General features: G+C 56.7%; 11 protein-coding genes and 1 pseudogene. 5 read left to right on the forward strand and 7 right to left on the reverse strand.

All coding sequences use genetic code 11. From position 1 onward, the window contains the following. Positions 1-275: 275 nt before the first annotated feature. Complete coding sequence (locus ACTEK7_RS35065) at positions 276-1,163, forward strand: LysR family transcriptional regulator (protein WP_225130647.1); 888 nt, start codon at positions 276-278, stop codon at positions 1,161-1,163. A 208-nt stretch (positions 1,164-1,371) separates the two neighbouring features. Here the strand turns inward: ACTEK7_RS35065 and ACTEK7_RS35070 are convergent, their stop codons facing one another. The 5 genes from ACTEK7_RS35070 to ACTEK7_RS35090 form a co-directional block, all read right to left on the reverse strand. Continuing rightward, complete coding sequence (locus tag ACTEK7_RS35070) at positions 1,372-2,340, reverse strand: CobW family GTP-binding protein (protein ID WP_225130649.1); 969 nt, start codon at positions 2,338-2,340, stop codon at positions 1,372-1,374. A gap of 9 nt (positions 2,341-2,349) precedes the next feature. Further along, on the reverse strand, positions 2,350-3,996 hold the full coding sequence (locus tag ACTEK7_RS35075) for an amidohydrolase (RefSeq protein ID WP_225130651.1): 1,647 nt from the start codon (positions 3,994-3,996) through the stop codon (positions 2,350-2,352). A gap of 250 nt (positions 3,997-4,246) precedes the next feature. Next, positions 4,247-5,902, reverse strand: coding sequence for an amidohydrolase (locus tag ACTEK7_RS35080; protein WP_225130653.1), 1,656 nt, complete (start codon positions 5,900-5,902; stop codon positions 4,247-4,249). Positions 5,903-5,930: 28 nt separating this feature from the next. Next, the gene (locus tag ACTEK7_RS35085) at positions 5,931-6,947 is read right to left on the reverse strand and encodes a CobW family GTP-binding protein (protein WP_225130663.1); all 1,017 of its coding nucleotides are present in this window, start codon (positions 6,945-6,947) and stop codon (positions 5,931-5,933) included. Between the two features lie 769 nt (positions 6,948-7,716). Further along, positions 7,717-8,337: a helix-turn-helix domain-containing protein gene (locus ACTEK7_RS35090; RefSeq protein ID WP_225130665.1), complete on the reverse strand. Its 621-nt coding sequence runs from the start codon at positions 8,335-8,337 to the stop codon at positions 7,717-7,719. 240 nt (positions 8,338-8,577) lie between these two features. Here ACTEK7_RS35090 and ACTEK7_RS35095 point away from each other — a divergent pair, with 240 nt between their 5' ends. The 4 genes and pseudogenes from ACTEK7_RS35095 to ACTEK7_RS35110 form a co-directional block, all read left to right on the forward strand. Beyond that, positions 8,578-11,064: a GcvT family protein gene (locus tag ACTEK7_RS35095; protein WP_225130667.1), complete on the forward strand. Its 2,487-nt coding sequence runs from the start codon at positions 8,578-8,580 to the stop codon at positions 11,062-11,064. Between the two features lie 12 nt (positions 11,065-11,076). Further along, positions 11,077-12,009, forward strand: a complete 933-nt coding sequence (gene purU, locus ACTEK7_RS35100) for a formyltetrahydrofolate deformylase (RefSeq protein WP_225130669.1) — start codon at positions 11,077-11,079, stop codon at positions 12,007-12,009. A gap of 25 nt (positions 12,010-12,034) precedes the next feature. Next, the gene (gene folD, locus ACTEK7_RS35105) at positions 12,035-12,955 is read left to right on the forward strand and encodes a bifunctional methylenetetrahydrofolate dehydrogenase/methenyltetrahydrofolate cyclohydrolase FolD (protein ID WP_225130725.1); all 921 of its coding nucleotides are present in this window, start codon (positions 12,035-12,037) and stop codon (positions 12,953-12,955) included. Positions 12,956-13,988: 1,033 nt separating this feature from the next. Beyond that, positions 13,989-15,008: pseudogene (locus ACTEK7_RS35110) on the forward strand (IS481 family transposase); the annotation flags it as partial. Between the two features lie 131 nt (positions 15,009-15,139). On the opposite strand, the gene ACTEK7_RS35115 reads toward ACTEK7_RS35110, so the two are convergent. Continuing rightward, positions 15,140-16,678 carry an acyl-CoA synthetase gene (locus ACTEK7_RS35115; protein WP_225130671.1) on the reverse strand — a complete coding sequence of 513 codons (1,539 nt, stop codon included), beginning with the start codon at positions 16,676-16,678 and terminating at the stop codon, positions 15,140-15,142. A 1,245-nt stretch (positions 16,679-17,923) separates the two neighbouring features. Then, positions 17,924-18,892, reverse strand: coding sequence for an NAD(P)H-dependent flavin oxidoreductase (locus ACTEK7_RS35120; protein ID WP_463671686.1), 969 nt, complete (start codon positions 18,890-18,892; stop codon positions 17,924-17,926). Between the last annotated feature and the right edge of the window lie 243 nt (positions 18,893-19,135).

The raw sequence follows: 19,135 nt of genomic DNA on the forward strand, positions 1-19,135 counted from the left end.
GCGAAGCAACTAGAATTCACGTGCGGTGCAAGGGAGGGGTGTTCGCCGAGGCCGGAAACGCTCTTGAGCCTCCGCTGCCGCCGTACGGACGTCTTCAGCCGAAGCCAATCCAAGTGCTTCCGATTGTCCGCCGGTCGCGAGATTGTAAGCAACCGCAGTACGGCCACCTGCATTGAAAATCGCTCTAAACAGGGCTTGATCGAGGTTCGTATGCAGCGCATAAATTCGTGCAACGACGACCGAATTTGCCGCCCGTTGTGCAAAAATTATATTCGATGGATTGGGAACGCGTTCGCATGTTCTTGGAGGTCGCGCGAGCAGGGCAAATCCTGAAGGCATCGAAGACTCTTAGGTTAGATCATTCCACGGTAGCTCGACAACTTACCGCTCTTGAGCGAAGTTTGAACACTAAGCTGCTTGAACGACATACGTCTGGATGCACTCTAACTGCGGCAGGCGAGTCGTTGATGGTCGCGGCGGAGCGCGCGGAGAGCGAATTTATCAGAATGAGTTCGAGCATCAGCGGCGCGAATCAGGCTATCACAGGTACAGTGCGCGTCGGTGCACCTGACGGCCTTGGCAACTATTTCCTTGCAGAGCGCCTCGGTATGCTTGCTGCGAAACATTCAAGGCTCGTCATCCAACTGGTTCCGCTGCCACGAACATTCTCGCTATCGCGGCGAGAGGCCGACATAGCGATCACGTTGGATCGCCCCAAACAGGGCCGACTGATCCTGGCGAAGCTAACCGATTACACACTAAGTGTGTATGCGGCGGAGAAGTACCTTGCGCGAGAGGGCCCGATCACAAACCAGCACGAACTGGACGGCCGATTGTTCGTAACGCATGTTGAGGACATGGCCTACAGCCCCGCCTTAGACTATGCTTCTGTACTCGGTCGCCTTAAGTCACGTAAATACGAATGCGGCAGCGTGGTCGCGCAAATGGAGGCAATTCGCGCCGGGTATGGAGTCGGAATCCTTCACGACTATGCAGCGCAACGGTATCCGGAGTTGAAGCGCGTGCTGCCGGCAGTTCGATTCGTGCGCAATTATTGGATCACCTCTCACCCTGATACGCATGAGACACGCCGAGTTCAAGAGGTGCATCGATTTATCTCTAGATCCGTGAAGGCCGAGAGGGCCTCATTCGTATCGGAGTAAGATGGACAGACGCACAGACGGATGCATCGAATAGGCTAGACTTCATATTGCAGTCGAGAAGGGAGCGCAAACGTCGCTGACGAGTGCCTAGCGAGAAAGCCTGTCCAGCGCATGCGGAAAATGGTGCCAGGAATTCCGGTGCATCGGCTCCTGAAGATGGGCCCAGATCATAAGTACATCGTCATGAGCAAGGCTCTCGCACGACAATCTAGCCTATAACCGAGCTGGTCCAACAGGCGCGCTTGGAGAGAGACGTCTCAATTATTTCTTTTTGAAGAGTCGGATTGTCACCGCTGAGGACAAACACCAGCACAGTCTCAGGGTACGCGGCCAACGGATTGGCGGGGCTTAGCTGAACGTCACCGGCCGCGACTTGAACAAGGTACCTGTTGTTTGCTTCCTCGGACGTGACTATGACACCCTTGATTCGCTCTGTTATTTTTGCCAGCTGGCTCAAAGATTCGCGCATTCCCAACTGGTCGACCAAATCCTTCGTGCGCAGAACCATGGTGCTGAACGCGGTTCCGGAGAGCTCAGCGTCGCTCGCGGCAGGAAGAACTTTTGAGGGAAGGCGCGTCAGAATCGGTATGCCATCCCGCAAGTAGATTGCACTCGCATCGACTTGACTATGACGGGTGCGTACAACGACTGCCTCTTGGTTGAGTTCGCGTAAGATCGCTTCGACCTTGGACACCCGACTTGCGTGTACAAGATCTATTTTGTTAAGGATCAGCCGGTCGGCCGCTTCGATTTGCCGCTGGACCAGTTTGCCAACGAACCTGTCGTTCAAACGATCGACGAAACTTGAAGCGTCGATCACTGTAATCATGGCGCTGAGGCTCAACTCTCGCAGGCCTCGGCTGTAATATGAAATGCGGCGAGGGTCGCCAACTCCGCTGGCTTCGACCAGAATGCGCTTTAGTCGCGGACGAAATGCAGTCATCCAATCGAAGGCTTCTCCGAGTCGATCGGTGACGGAGCAGCAGACGCAACCATCTTGAATGCCGAGCGTCAGCCCAGCCTCGCTAATCACGTGTTGAGCATCGATGTTGATAGGCGCGAGGTCGTTTACGATAACGCCTGTCTCTTTGGAGCCCCACGCTTGTAAGAGGTGATTGACAAGGCTTGATTTGCCGGAGCCGAGATACCCGCCAATTATGATGACGTCCACACTCATTGACGCGCTCTAAAAGCTGTTCGGAAAGTACTTTCCTTCAAAAACGGTGCCGAGAACCTTGATTTCGCGGATGCGCTCCGGCGGCACTTCGAACGGATCACTATCCAGCACAGCGAAGTCCGCTTTTTTGCCCGAGCGGATACTACCGACTTCGCTATCCATTCCGAGTATATAGGCGGCGTCGATAGTGATGGCTTTCATCGCCTGCTCGACTGAAATGCGCTCGAGTTCTCCCATGACCTTACCCGTTTCAGACAGGCGGTTTACTGCAACCCAGGCGTTCACCAGTGGTGCTGCGGGCGCCATGCTGAAGTCTGAGTGCAAGGAGAAGCGAATATTGTTACGCGTCAAAGTGCCTAGCCGGGACATCTGCGATGCCCTCTCATAACCGAGTATGCGCTTATAAAAGCGGTCGCTGAGCTCATGAACGTAGTAGACGTTGACCGAAGCATTGGCGCCCAGCTCGGCCGCACGCTGAATTTGTTCCGGTGTGCTAACTCCCAGATGCTCGATGACGAGCTTGCGTCCAAATCGCGGCCGGCGAGCTTGGAGATGCTCGAGCGTGTCGAGGACGAGTTCTAGACCCAAGTCGGCGGAGGTATGAATATGAATGACGTTTCCGGCATCCCAATAGGCTTCGGCAGCCTGGCGTAGGATCTCGGGCGATGTGATCCAGTGGCCATCCTGGCCCTCGATCCGACCCGGCCAGTTAAGTTGCATCAGGTTGGAGAAGAATCCACCGTCAGCAAACAACTTGACCGATTTGCCGAAGTGTGCGCGCTCGGTTTTCGTTGCGCGCAGAGCTTCGAGATGAGCCATACGCGCAGGGATGTCGACGGAGTCCGCTCCGAAGGGAACTCCAACGGGAGTCATTTGCACTCTGAACGGCGTGTTTTCATCGAAGGCTTCCTGGCAAAGCTGCCATTCCAGCTCTTCGCCGCCGATTTTGCCAAAGGCCATGTCACCGATCGTGGTGTTGCCGCCCGCACGTATGACGTCTTTGAAGGAACGATATCCAGCCTTGATACGTTCGGGTTCGAGGAGATAGCTCCGTAAACGCGCCAGCACCATGGCCATGCCGCTCTCGTAGAACAGCTGTCGTTCGGCATCGACTTGGGGATGCCTTTCGGCATCCTCCCGCGTTATTCCGGCCCATGCCATCGCGGCGTCGTTGAGGTAAAGCGAGTGAAAGCCGCGGTGCCACACGACAATCGGCCGTCTATTGGAGATGCGTGACAGAAGTCCTCCGCTTACCGGGCCGTGCCACAACTCGTGATAGCCCCAACTTACGAGCGGTTCGCCCTCGGAGAGCTGGCTTTCGATCTCGGTCAGACGGTTGAGAAATTCGTTTTGTCCACGAACGGAGACGAGCGATCTCCCAGGCAATTTCCAATCCACGCCAGTGATCCAGTGCATGGGAAGGAGTATAGAAGCCAGAGCAGGATGCACATGTGGGTCTATGAAGCCGGGCATCAGGACGGCATCTCGAAACCTGTCGTCGATCTCAGGTGTTTGGCCTGGGAACCACGGCCGGATTGACTCTTCCGTACCAACTTCGAGGATGCGAGACCCTCGAACGACCACGGTGTCGGCGACCGGCAATGACGGGTTCATCGTCCGGATGGTCTTCGCCCTGTAGATGGTCGTCTTTTCCACCTTGGAATCCTTCCGAAGATCTGTTGGGAATGGCCAAGCCCGTGCCATGACAACGCCGAGTTAGAGCCGGTTCACTATGCGCGGTCACAAATGCGATCGCCAGCCAACGGCTGCTCAAGGTTCATTCTGCTCGTGATGGTAACGTGCACCCGGCACCACCATTCACGACGCATCGTTGCCGCTACTGCTTCGGTTAGCTGCTCGCTGTGAAGAAGGGTTGATGGCCGGCAGCTAGGAATGGTCGTCTGTGCTATGCAGCCTGTCGCCCACTCGGCGCTTCTTCGGCCGAGCACTCCCAAATTCTTTCTCCCTCGACGTACGTGCCGAGGACCTTGAGATCAAGCACGTGCTCTGGATCGACGGCGCGCGGGTTCTTGTCGAGGACTACAAAATCCGCATATTTGCCAACCTCAATGCTTCCGATCTCGTTGTGCTTTCTAAGATGGAAGGCCGCGTCAATTGTTATGGACCGCAAGGCCGAATCCATATCCATGATCTGATCTGGGCCAATAACGTTTCCTGCGCGGCTTCGGCGAGTGGTGGCAAGATGTAGACAAAGGAGCGCGTGCGGCCAGGTCATCGGTGGGTCGCAGTGGAGCGAACTCCGCATCCCCTTTCGGACGGCGCTCCCCGCTGGCACAAACTTTGCGGCCGCTTCCGGTCCAAGGAGCGCGTCGCGGAGTGCTTCGCCCCAGTAATAAAGGTAAGGTAAGAAGAAGCTACACACCACTCCGAGCGTGTTGCAGCGGTCAATTTGGTCTTCGCGCAACGTTCCGCAATGCTCGAGCCGGAACGGTCGCTTTGCTTCGGGAAACTCATTGAGTGCCGCCTCATATGCATCCAGAACCGCGTCGATAGTCCGATCGCCATGCGTATGAACGGACATTTGATGCCCGCGGGCGGCGTAAGCTCGTATGATACGGTTCAACTCTTCGGGCTTGTAGTTCATGTGACCGACGCTGTCGCGCGGTAGACCCATGCTCGTAAGGGTGATTTCGTTATTGAGGTATGGCTTTGTCAGCCACACGTTGCCCATAAGGACGGACCCATCACCCCACACCTTGATGCCGGCCATTGCAAACCGATCGTTTCCTCCCTCAAAGGAAATTGTCTCGATTCCTTCGGGAACTGCTCTCTGATAGCAAAAGACCCGAATGGGCATTTGCTCTCTTTCCAAAGTCTTCTTGTAGAAGAGGCTGGTCATGGGCGTCACGCCCATTTCGGAGCTGGTCGTATATCCAGACTTTGAGAACTTCCACAGCCAATCCCGTAAGGAGTCGACGCCCCGCTGCTCGCCGCAGAGAGCATAGAAACTCTCGATGACGTATTCGCGCGAGCGCTCCTCAAATTTCCAAGGTTCACCATTCTCATCGCAACGAACATTCCCGCCAGGAACAACGGGGGTTTCGCGTGTGATTTTAAGTGCCTTAAGGGCCGCCGAATTGAGGTAAATTCCGTGCATGTTTGACACCTGCACCGCGATCGGAATGTTCGGTGAGAGTTCGTCCAGGTCGGCCTTGCTAGGCTCTTTGGCGCCGACGTGGAGCTGGGGGTCAAGCCCCAGGAACCAGAGGAACTCACCATCTTTTGCTTTGCTAACTCTTCTTCTTATCTTAGCGAGAGCCGCCTCGTACGTGGGCGTGTGCACCGATCGAATATCGACCACGGGGTCGCCCCAACACAAAGCGCTAAGCAGGGGATGACCGTGTGCTTCGACGAAGCCGGGTAACATCGTGCGCCCATCGATATCGACTAGAGTTGTTTGCGAGCCACGGTGACGGCTTACGGCCTCCCAAGATCCAACGGCGAGTATTTTTCCCTTGGATATTGCCACGGCTTCAACCTGCATCTGGTCGCGATCCATCGTGACTATCGGACCGCCGTGAAAAATTGTGTCTGCGCCCATCTGTGCTCCTCCTGCCGGCTTTCCGGCGTCAAGCGCCGTTGGTCTGCCCTTCAAACATTTCCGTGAGTGTGTCGGTTGGTAGTTCGCCGCGCACGCCTATGAACACCAGCTCGCTTCTGCGATCGCCTGAAAAGGAAGGGCGGAGATCGATCGTCGAGCGCTTGCCGATTAGCTGGAAAATGCCGCTCTGATCGGCCAAATCCGAGAACCGAACGATACCTTTCGCGCGCAAGATTGACGCAGGAAGAGCCTTTACGATGTCAGCGAAGTTGGCTTGATTCCCGACATTGCCTGACCAGGACCAACTCTCAAACGTGCCGGAATGATTACGAATCCTTGAGGTGCCGGTGCAGGCGGTACAGCCTTCGTGACGGCAAGGGCTTTCAGCGCGGTCGCATCGAAAGGATGCCTTCCGATTAAGCCGGAGGGCCTCTGCGTCGCCGTCACCGAGCAGCATAAATGCCGGAAGGATGGCATTCTGCGTCTTTATGATTCTCATCGTCGGCAACGCACCGCGGAGTATCGTGATCACTTTGTCGGCGAACCGCGGCGCTATCAAATCGGTCTTGTTGAGTAATACATAATCCGCGACCGCAGCCTGATCGATAGCAAGCTCAGTATGTTCGAAGCTTAGGCTCGGGAAGTTTTCGGCATCAACAACGCAAATGGTGCGATCAATCCTCAGCCGGCGAGAAACCGCGGGTTGCATAAATGCATCCGCAATGGCCATCGGGTTCGATACGCCACTTGTCTCGAGCAAAACTCCGTCGAACCTCTGCTCCGAAGACGCGATAGACAGAATTGAGCTCAAGAGGTCATCTTTGATGCTGCAGCACACACATCCATTGGTAAGAGAAATGATGGTGTCGTCCTGCGATGCGATAAGCTTCACATCGATGCTGAGCGCGGCAAAATCATTGACGAGGACAGCCAGCTTCAGCCGAGTGTGCTGTAGGATGTTGTTCAGAAGCGTCGTCTTTCCGGCACCCAGAAAGCCGGACACAATCGTAACCGGTAATCGTTGCTCCCGGGCGAAATGCAGCATCGTCGGCGAATCCTCGGTGATTACAGCAACGGTCAGGCGCGTCCGTCGCCTGCCACACCGCCCCAGGTACGAAGTGCGTTTTCGAGCCTTTGAAAATCGAAACGACGAAGCAGTTATTCCGATAAATCAACGGAAAAATTCTGTCAACATGAAATTTTACGCAAGAATTTCACGTGTGTGCTTGGCTGTTTCGGTCCGCACGGGACTTGCGTTTGCGAGACGTGGGAATGGCGTTCGGGTGTACTTCGCCAGCAGCGCAGCCGGCTGAGGACCTATCAATGCACGCAGGCGGAATGCGCCCAGACAAATTGGCAGGCATCCTTTTTAGGACGGAGTGTCCATTTCGTTTCGTGGCGCCGATCATTGCCAATGGCGAGGACTGTCGTCGGTTATAGAAAAGGTTCTCGCGGAGGCAGGTTTGCCGCCCCGGCGAGGGAGATGCTTCGCTAACAGGCACCGCTTCATTAGGGCAGATCGCCAGCCCGTTTAAGCGGGTCCATTTCTCTTACGAAGCAGCGCGACCTGGTGTAGCTTCTATCGTATGCCCCGGTCGCTCCGGAGCGAATGCAGCGGTCGCGATCATCAATTCAAGGAAGCTGCGCGACTAGGTGACGACGACCCGACCCTACGCCGTTTTCTTGCCCGGTTGTTTGCAACGGCGGCAGAGGCGGCAACGATTGGTCTCTATGCTCCTTCGAGATGATATCTGTATGGGGTCATCTGATTGCAGCTCGAGCCATTCTCGGATCTCCGCTTATCGACAGCGTGTCTAATAGTGCGGCGGGGTAATGACCCAAACCACTTTAGCTGGCACCGTTCCGGGATTTGCGCAGCGATGTTGCAAGGTGCTGCTAAAGGAGAAGCTGTCTCCTTCTTCAAGCTGAAACAGCTTGCCGTCGACCCACAGGTTCAGTTGCCCAGCAATCACAATCCCCGCCTCGTTGCCGTCGTGGCTGTATTCTTCGCTGTCGGCCCCCGGTTCAATCGTACTCAAGAGCAGCTCTAGAGGGCCAGCGAGGTTAGGCGAGAGAAGCTCCTCGGCGATCCCGAGGCCGGTGAATGTCAATCGGCGGCGGTGCGCTTTACGAACGACGATGTCTCGTTCGCCCGGCGCCGCCTGCATGTTCCCGTTGAAGAACCAATTCATATGTACGCCAAGAGCGTCGCTCAGCTTCTTCAGAACACCGATGGGCAGCTTCGATTGATTTCGTTCGACTTGGCTCAAATAGCCGACCGAAATGCCGGCGGCCTGAGCAAGCTGGGTCAGCGTCAGCTTCTTGATCTTCCGAAGTTCGCGGATCTGGCTACCGACGGCAGCCTCCAAATCCATTCCGCTTTTTGTTTCAGAGGCCGCCCATTCCTCAGCTGTGCGTATCGGTCTAATCGCCATGGGCTCTCTCGTCCTTCAATGCGGGCGGCGTGCCGCGACCAGCCGCCTGTAGCCACAAGCCACCATTCAAACCGCCAGATTGGGCTCAATCCATTTGGAGCGCCTGCAACATGAGCTCCCGACTACCCGATTCCTTATAGAAGCCACAACATCGAAAAAAAACTCCAGATGTGAAAAATCTATTCACCTCTGTGAAAAAATATGCAATATTTTCACGAAAGATCGTTAGGAGCTTTAGGTGTGACGGATCTCCCGAAGTCGGCCCAAGTCGTCATTGTTGGCGGCGGTATCATGGGCTGCAGTCTTGCCTACCATCTTACTCTTCGTGGGTGGACGGATGTCGTTTTACTCGAACGTAAGCAGCTTACGTCGGGAACGACGTGGCACGCCGCCGGGCTGGTAGGCCAACTCGGAGCAACCCACAACCTGACGCGGTTGGCCCAATACACGACCGAACTCTATGATCAGCTCGAGAGAGAAACAGGTCAAAACACCGGCTACCGTCAGATCGGATCGTTGGCGATTGCAAGTCATCAGGAGCGATTTGAGGAGTTGAAGCGCGGGGCCTCAATGGCTCGTTGTTTTGGGCTGGAAGTAAATATCTTGACTGCTAAGGAGGCGGCCGATCTTTGGCCGTTGATGGTGACCGAAGATGTTGTGGGTGCGGTCCATCTTCCGAAGGATGGTCAGACCAATCCAGTGGACACGACGCATGCGCTCGCAAAGGGTGCCAAGAGTCGTGGGGCGAAGATATTTGAGGGCACGGCTGTAACCGAGATCATGACCGAACGCGGTCGTGCTGTCGGTGTTCGCACCAAGGACAGCGAAATCGCTGCCGAATTTGTGGTCAATTGTGCGGGCATGTGGGCGCGGGACCTCGGTGCAGCCGCGGGGGCGATCGTCCCACTTCACGCAGCCGAACACTTCTATATCGTCACTGAGCCGGTGCCTGACATAAAAAAGCACCTTCCCGTGCTGCGGGACGCGGACGCCTGCACGTATTTCAAGGAAGATGCCGGCAAGCTGCTGGTCGGCTGGTTCGAACCGGTTGCAAAGCCCTGGGGGATGGAAGGCATTCCCGAGAGTTTCGAGTTCGATACGTTGCCGGATGATTTCGATCACATCGAGCCGCTGCTTGAGGGAGCGATCCGTCGCGTTCCCATACTGGCAAAGACGGGAATCCAGTTGTTCTTCAACGGACCGGAGAGTTTCACCCCGGACGATCGCTATATGCTGGGCGAGACGCCAGAGGTGCGAAATCTCTTTGTGGCGGCAGGCTTCAATTCCATCGGTATTCGTTCGGCCGGCGGAGCAGGCAGAGTTCTCGCCGACTGGATTGTCGATGGTCATCCGCCGATGGACCTGTGGGACGTCGACATACGGCGCGTCATGCCTTTTCAATCCAATCGTCTTTATCTACGGGATCGAACGGTCGAGTCGCTTGGCTTGCTGTACGCGATGCACTGGCCGTTCCGGCAGGCGGAGAGGGCGAGAGGAGTCCGGCGTTCGTCGCTACATGACCGCTTGCTCTCGCGGGGGGCTTGCTTCGGTGAGGTCGCGGGCTTCGAACGGCCCAATTGGTATGCGCCAAAGGGGCGCGAGCCCAAATATGAATATAGCTTCGGGCGGCAAAACTGGTTCGACTATTCCGCGGCGGAGCATCGCGCGGTTCGCGAGAACGTCGGACTGTTCGACCAATCCTCTTTCGCCAAATTCGTTTTCGACGGCGATGATGCCGAGCACATTCTCAATCAAATTTGCGCAAACAACGTCTCAGTTCCGATCGGCCGCATCGTCTATACTCAGTGGCTGAACGAGCGGGGGGGCATTGAAGCAGATGTGACGATCACCCGTGAAGGCGAAAAGCGCTTCCTCATCGTTACTGCGGTCGCCACCCAAGTCAGGGATTTCGCCTGGTTGAAGCGCAATATTCCAGAAGGTGCCCGGGCGCTGGCCGTCGACGTCAGTTCGGCCTACGCCGTCCTGGGCGTTATGGGTCCGAAGTCTAGAAGTTTGCTGAGCAAGCTGACGGATGCCGATCTGTCGAACGGAGCGTTTCCATTTGCCAGCTCGAAGATCATCGATCTTGGTTATGCCAAGGTGAGGGCGAGCCGTATCACCTATGTCGGCGAACTGGGATGGGAATTGTATGTGCCGACTGAGTTCGTCCAGGGTGTATTCGACGTTCTTGTCGAAGAGGGGGCTTCATTCGACATGCGTCTCGCCGGCTACCATGCGATGAACTCGTTGCGGATGGAGAAAGGATATCGGCACTGGGGCCACGACATCACCGACGAAGTTACCCCGCTGGAGGCCGGGCTCGGCTTTGCAGTTGCTTGGTCGAAGCCGCAAGGATTCATTGGGCGCGATGCGTTGCTGCGTCAAAAGGAGGTGGGCCTCAAACGCAAGATGATCCACATGGCAGTCGAGGATCCCGCACTAATGCTCTACCACAATGAACCGATTTGGCATGACGGTCGGCTCGTTGGGCGCATCACGTCCGGCATGTACGGTCACAGCATTGGAGCTTCTCTTGGTCTGGGATACGTCGAGAATCCCGACGGCGGAGGAGTTGATGCGGCCTTCTTGCAGAGCGGAAGATTGGAGATTGAGGTTTCCGGCGTGCGTGTGCCCGCACGTGCGTCGTTGCGCGCGTTCTATGATCCGGCGAACAATCGGGTGAAGGACGTCGAAGGTGCCGTTACCGTGTCCGCGGCGGCTTCCTGATCGGTGCGTGTCATGTCTGAAATCAACACGGCACCCATCAAAATCCCCGATGCAGGGAGTTCGTCTGTCTTCCTCTCGTCAAAAGAACGAGCAGATCGTCCCGATTTCGTCCTGACATTTTCCTGCCCGGACCGGACCGGCATTGTCCACGCCGTCTCCGGTTTCCTCGCGACCCATGGATGCAACATCAGAGACAGCGCTCAGTTCTCCGATCGCAGCGTCGGCAAACTTTTCATGCGCATCTCTTTCGACGCGCTCGCTGAGACCGGAACCTCACGCTTACAGTCGGAGTTTGCCGAGGTCGGAAAGTTGTTTGACATGACGTGGCAATTGCATGATTTCGGGTTGAAGCCACGGCTCATGATTATGGTCTCGCGGGCGGGGCACTGCTTGAACGATCTTCTGTTTAAGTATTCCACCCGAATGCTCGATGTCGAGATTCCGTTGATCGTTTCGAACCATAAGGATTTTTTCCGCCTTGCTGCGTCCTACGACATTCCTTTCCATCACCTGCCGATCACCGCCGATACAAAGCTGGCGCAAGAGGCAAAACTGATGGATCTGGTCGAGCGGGAACGCATCGACTTGATCGTTTTGGCTCGATACATGCAGGTCTTGTCGGATGGGGTCTGCCAGAAGATGTCTGGGCGGGTCATCAATATCCATCATTCGTTCCTGCCGAGTTTCAAGGGAGCGCGGCCGTATCATCAGGCCCAGGCAAGAGGCGTGAAGTTGATCGGTGCGACGGCGCACTACGTCACGGCGGACCTAGATGAGGGGCCTATCATCGAGCAAGACGTCCTGCGCGTTGATCACTCCCTCACGCCGGAGCAACTCTCGGCAGTCGGACGTGACGTCGAGGCCGCGGTATTGACGCGAGCCGTAAAGTTCCACGCGGAGAACCGGGTCTTGTTGAACGGCGATCGCACAGTGGTATTTGGATGAGCATTTTGATGCGGTCAAACACGAAATGAGCGCAGTGGTGATCGACGGTACTGCCGCGGCCAGGCAGCTTCACGCCGTGTTGCGTGGTGCCGTTCTAGATCTCGTGGAGCGTGGGGTGACGCCTGGCCTTGCGGTCGTGCTTGTGGGCGATGATCCCGCGAGTTCGGTTTACGTTCGCAACAAGGTGCGAAAATCGGTCGAAGCGGAATTGCGCTCGTTTCATCACAGATTACCCGCCTCAACCAGCGAAAGTGATATTCTGGCGCTGATCACACGCCTGAACGGCGCCGAAGACGTTGACGGCATTCTCGTTCAACTGCCGCTACCCTCTCACATTGACGCCCAGAAGGTGACTGCCGCCATTGATCCAGAGAAGGACGTTGACGGTTTTCATCCCACTAATGTGGGCAACCTGTCGCTCAGCGCCTCCGCTTTGATCCCCTGCACGCCACTCGGCTGTATGCTCTTGATCAAGAGCGTCCGTAAGGATCTTACAGGACTTTCTGCGGTCATCGTTGGTCGTTCAAACATAGTCGGAAAGCCGCTGGCACAACTCCTGTTACGAGAAAACTGCACGGTTACTATAGCCCACTCCAAGACCGAGGATCTGCCATCGGTCTGTCGTGGCGCAGACATCCTGGTTGTGGCGGCCGGACGGGCGAGATTCGTTCGTGGCGATTGGATCAAGCCTGGTGCAATCGTTATCGACGTTGGCATCAATCGCATAGGAGGCGATGGCAATGAGCAATTGGTTGGCGATGTGGATTTCGAGGGCGCGCGCACTGTTGCCGGCGCACTGACACCCGTCCCGGGCGGTGTGGGCCCGATGACCATTGCGTGCCTGCTCAGAAATACGATCGAGGCTGCCTGTCGCCGCCGGGGTGTTTCTTCGCCGCTTGACCATAGCGCACTAGGCGCCGGAGCCCCTCCGCCACTCCTGCGTTGATTGAACTGCGCGTAAGGCAGAAGCATTCGACCTAAGCAATGGTGATGGCGAGCCCAATTGAGCAAGATCTCTGTCAGGGAAGGATCTCGATGGATCGCATCCGATCTTCATTTAAAGCTAGGGTGACGCGGTTGCCTGAGATGCGCGTGCTGCGTTCGGCGGCTTGCCCGGCGCCGCGGCTCGAGGTCTACGACGAGCATGGCATGCAGGGCTTTAGCTAGTCTCAAGCACGTAAGGAAGACAACGCGATGAAAGTCACCGGTGATCCGCCTGAGCCGGATCGCGCGGACCCGAGCGAAGATGCATTGGCAGCTGATCTGCCGGGTTCCTACTGGTAAACTTGCTGCCCGCTGCCGGCTACACGCGCAACGGGGACGATACCGCTGTTAACATATACCGCCGCCGGCGACCGCCTGGTGCAGTTGAGAAGGGACCCGAGGATTTGACGTTAAGTCTGTCAGGGTCACGTGTCGGATGCGCGAGAGGCAAACTCGTCGGTCTTTGAGGAACATCGTGAAGCTCGCCAAACCCTTAAGGAGTAGTTGATGGCTTGGCTTGGTCATGGCCGCGGGGCAGCTTCGCGAGCCAGTCGAGCATAATTGACCTGCTGAGCCGCGACCGGTTGGCGGTTCAGCGTCTGTCGTTCTTCGGCGCGCCCACTCAGTTGCGGACTTGGCCACAGACGCCCCAAAGCAATCCCCGCATAGAGGCTAACCGGCCAACGAGAACACTCGGCGTCTTCACCCAGCGGGTCGTCATCAAAATGTCCTTGTCCCCAAAAGGGGGACTCCGAAAGATGGTTTTCGGAACGGTTGACAAGGGCCGTAGGAGATGAACTTGCCGCGATCCGAACGCTCCGCGTAGAGCATCGCAGCTGGCCGAAAGACCCCATGCGGGCGCAACATCTGTAGAAGTTTCGACTTAATCTGACGGCGAGGTTTGAACTGGCAGGGAATGGAGCTGCGGGCGAGCAGGAGCGCTCACCCAAAGGGCGCTCCCGCGCAGCCCGCAGCGTCTCACAGGAGACGTTCCCATGACCCAGGAACAGAAGGTCATTCGCGCGAAAGTCGGAATGCTGGAATCGGCCAAGCAGCTTGGCAACGTTAGCCAAGCTTGCCGGATGATGGGCTATAGCCGCGACAGCTTCTACCGGTTCAAGGAACTTTACGACAAGGGCGGCGAGCTGGCGCTGATTGAGATCAGCCGCAAGAAACCGATCCTGAAGAACCGTATCGCGCCGCAGGTCGAGGCGGCCGTCGTTGAGCTGGCGATCGACCAGCCGGCCTGGGGCCAGGTGCGGGTCAGCAATGAGCTCAGGAGCCGCGGCCTGTCGATCTCCCCGTTCGGCGTGCGGACGGTGTGGCTGCGTCACGACCTCGCCAACGTCAAGAAGCGGCTGACGGCGCTGGAGGCCAGGATGGCCCAGGACGGCCTGGTGCTGACCGAGGCCCAGCTCGTTGCGTTGGAAAAGGCCAAGTCCGAGAAGGAGGCGCACGGCGAGTTCGAGAGCGAGTGCCCCGGCTATTGTAGTGCGCAGGCACCTTCTATGTCGGCAACATGAAGGGGGTCGGGCGGATCGATCAGCAGACCTTCATTGACACCTACAGCAAGGTGGCGTTAGCCAAGCTGTATGATCGCAAGACGCCGATCACGGCGGCCGAGCTGTTGAATGACCGCGTGGTACCGTTCTTCGATGCGCGGGGCATCGCGCTGAACCGGATCCTGACCGACCGCGGCACCGAGTATTACGGCAATCCGGAGCATCACGAATACGAGCTCTACCCCGCCGTCGAGGACATCGATCACACCCGCACCAAGACGAAAAGCCCACAGACCAACGGCATTGTCGAGCGCTTCCACCGCACCGTGCTCGAGGAGTTCTATCGCGTCGCGTTCCGCAAGAAGATCTATCCGAGCATTACTGCGTTGCAGAGCGATCTCGATGAGTGGATCACCGCCTATAATGAGTTACGCCCGCATCAGGGGCGCTGGTGCTACGGCAAGACGCCGAATGCAAACCTTGCTTGACGCAAGTGCTCTGTCGAGAGCGAAATTGTTGCCGGTCGGACATGAAATCTTTGTCGGACACCTGCCGCGACAAAGCACCCACTGTCAGATCAAGTCCCTTCTTTTACACAACATCGGTTCTTGCAAGGCTGACTTTTGCCGCCGCTTTTCTATCCCTCAAATTCTTCTTCCTGACTGCTCCCAATAAGGATCCCGCAGCTGCCTCTTGAAGATCTTGCCTGAGTCTTCGCGCGGCAGGCGGGTCCGGATCTCGATCTCCCTGGGAACCTTGTAGTCGGCCAAGACCGTCTTCAGCTTCTCGCGTATGTCCAGGACATTAAGCATAGTCCCGGGTTGCGGTTCGACCACTGCCATGAGTGCCTCGCCAAATTCCGCATCGGGAATGCCAAACACTGCGCAGTCATGCACGCCCTGCACCATGTGTAGAGCTGCTTCGATCTCGGCGGGGTAAATGTTGACCCCACCGGAAATCACTACATTGTGCAGCCGGTCACATAGGAACAGATAGCCATGCGCGTCGACAAAGCCGAGATCGCCGGAGGCGATAAAGCCTTCCTGATCCATCTCGACCAGCTTCTCGGGTCTGTTGTGATATGTGAATCGCGGGAAAGACGTGTTGCAGGAATAAATCTCTCCAACCTCCCCAGCTGGCAGTACTTGTCCGTGCACACCGACTACGCGCAGCTCGACATGGCGCAAAGGAGTGCCGACCGTTCCAGGCTTTTGCAGCCAATCCAGCGAGGTCGCAAACGTCACAGCCCCTGCTTCTGTCGAGCCGTAGAACTCATGTATGATGGGCCCCCACCATTCAATCATCCCACGCTTCACCTCCGACGGGCAGGGCGCCGCCCCATGGACGACGTGGCGCAGCGACGAAAGGTCATATTTCATTCGTACACTTTCAGGCAGCTGCATAAGGCGTACAAACATGGTTGGCACCATGAGAATAGTGTCAATCTTCTCTGCTTCTATCAGGCGTAACAACTCCTCAGGTTCGAAACGAGGCATCAGCACCAGCGCGCCGCCCCGGCGGCTGAACCAGATTCCAAAGAAGTTCGGTGCGGAGTGGTAAAGCGGTCCTGGGACGAGCGCGCGAGCGCCCGGCCCATAAAGGATCGCGCGTATATCCTCCAATCCCGCGGCCTGCTCGCCGGTTGGTGGGACGCGACGTACCCCTTTGGGATGCCCCGTGGTGCCCGACGTATAGATCATTGTCGTCGGCTGGGCTGCAGGCAAAGCCGCGCACGACGGCTGATCCGCAATCCACCTTTCGAAATCGCGTGCGAACCCCGGCATCGCGAGAAGCGCGGGATGGATATTGTAAGCAGCTATCAATTCCGGCGGCGTCGCTATACTCAGAACCAACTTGTTTGAGGCGTCACGTTCCAGTTGATGCAAAAGGTCTGCATGGCCTATCAGCACCTGCGCGCCGGAGTCGGCCACAATGTACTCTATCTCTTGACGCTTGAAATGCCAGTTAACCGGTACAGCATAAGCTCCGAGCTGCATAACTCCATGCGTGACCTCCACAAATGCGATCTCATTCCGCATCAGAATGCACACGCTATCGCCTTCGCGAATGCCGAGCCGAGCAAGCCCTCCCGCGATCCGCATCGCGCGATCCGCGACATCGGAATGACTGCGCCGTCTCTCACCCGAGATGATGCCATGAAAAAGTGGGGAAGTCCCGATCATCCTATCTCTCCTCTTTAATAAGATGGGTGCCATCGAACCGCTCCGCAGGACCAAGAGGTGTGTCAGTTGCTTGGCCGAAGGAAAAGGCGCGCGCTATAGACTTCACGGTTTGAGAGACGCAGAAAGCCGGCGTCATTTCCGTGGCTGCAGTCGCGACATGACATTCACGAGATCGCCAACTCGACTAACCATCCATCCTTAACCACCTAACTGCGGCGCGGCCGCCCTTGGTGAACGCCATGCACGCTCGGGCCCGATTTGCCGCAATTTGATGCGGCGTGCCCTCTACTCTTTGGCCTCGCCCTAAACCTGCAACTTAACCTTCAACCAATATTGTTGCGCGAACTAGTCTTGTGATGTTCGCGCTCTCGATGGTCGAGCGTGTACATGACCAAACATTGAATGACATTAATGACCCGTGAAGTGACAGTGTTGAATGCCGCAAGCGAAGGGCTTAGCAATCAGACCCTGCAAGGCACTCGACTATTCGTCAAAAGGCTTCTGCATCCAGTTGGTTTCGATCCATTCGCATCAGGCCCCGTTCAACGCCCGAGAACCTATTTCGGCCAGCTCCAGCCTTGTAGTTGAGAAAGCCACATATTCTGTGACCGGCTCTGCACCAGTCGCTTTCGTCCCAGAGCACCGTTCAGGAACATTTAGTTTCCAGAGCGCTCCACTAACATTGACTCAAATGTAGCTCCGCGGCTTCAAGGCCAAGGCCCTCGAGGCCCTGTCAACCCATCTCTCCGATGGGCGATAGATAGCTGGGCACCTCAACAAGAAAGCTCCGCGAGCACATGCAGTTAGAGATCGAATGGCACCATCGCGCCGCTCTGGCGTGACGACCATAATGTGGATCACCCATGATCAGCCCTGCGAATGCCGTAATGATCGCCATGTATCTCGAGAGGCAAGACGATTGCGGCCCATGTTGAATCTATCAGTTACGAAGGAGCTGAAGACGAGGAACTTCGTGCCGACTAAAGCGGCCGACCAGTGTGCTGCGATGGTGCCGATGATCAGCTCCTTTCTCCCTGTGTTATCGCGCTACGCGCACTTCCGGCGGAACGAGGGATCATCGACACCTAAGGCGATGCTCCTGCGGAACGAGACGAATGCTCGCCTGGCGTTTCGGCGCGCTTAGCATCGAGTCCATGCGCCAGTTACGACGGATCCGTGTTTTGCGGTTGATGCTTCAATGGACTCCAAAGAGCAGATTCATGCACGCAAAGGTCTTGACCTGTATCAGACGGAGCTCGCCAAGGTCGCCCTATATTGCGCGGCGACCTGCTGCACCAGGTCGGCGGCACCCATAATCGAGAGCACGCCTGAAACGGCGTGACCAGCACTCAAGATATCGATCCACCGCCGCGGTCCTTCGCCAGAATTGCCACCAAATCTTTCTTTGGCTTGTGCTTCGGACACGGTTTCGTCGAGGGTCGACGGATCAAGGCCGGACGCGACGATTGATGGCCTTAGCATGTTGACTTGAAGCCCCGTGAAAGCCCTGGTCAGCATTACGTCGTCAAGCGTGCTATCTATCAGCATGCGTCGATAGGCACTGCTCGCCATGCTCTCAAGTGTCGCAATGAAGCTGGTTCCCATGTAGGCGAGATCACACCCGAGCAAACGTGCAGCAGCGAGGGAAACGCCGTCAGTGATGCCGCCGGCGAGTACGATTGGACCATCGAACATGGCGCGAACTGCCCGAACGAAAGCAAATGGGTTAGCCCAGCCAGTATGGCCACCAGCTCCCGCGGTAAGCAGGATCAAGCCATCCGCACCGGCTTTCACGGCGTTTTCCGCGTGGTGCAGCGATGCGACGTCGGTGAACACAAGGCAGCCAATTTCGTGCAGCGGTCCGATCGCAGCAGTCGGCGATCCCATGCTGGTTATCACAATTTCCACCTTGTGGCGTATGAGACAGGCGAGGTCATCTTTCATCCGCGCCTGACGCATTAGAAGGTTTGGGCAGTGCGGCGCGGTCACTCGGTCCCCCTTCGCGAGATCATGCTCAATGCAGGTTAGCCAATGATCGAGCTCCTCGACCGATCGCGCATTGATGGTCGGAAATGCGCCAATCGCTCCCGACCGGCAGACAGTAGTCACAAGTTCTACCCCAGAGACAGAGAACATGGGCGCAACGATCAGCGGTAGGCCAAGCCGAGATGCGATTGCAGCCGGCAATCTGCTTCCATGGGATCGTGCAATCATACTCGCTTCTAGGATCATGTTGTCTCTAGCTATTGCGTTTGCCGGACGAGGTTCCACGGACGGACGTCATAACGTTCGAAGCTTAGGCCTGCCTGAGCGAGGAGAGGCCGTCGTGCGCCTACCCTGATCGAGACAAGATCAGGGTCGTTCGAGCAAACAGGCGAGCGAAGGAGGGCGCTCGATCAGGGGAGCTAGCGAGGGCTGATAGTGCTTATGATGCATCGCGAACACCCGTAGCTCCTT

The organism is Bradyrhizobium sp. JHI2711, assembly GCF_056156565.1.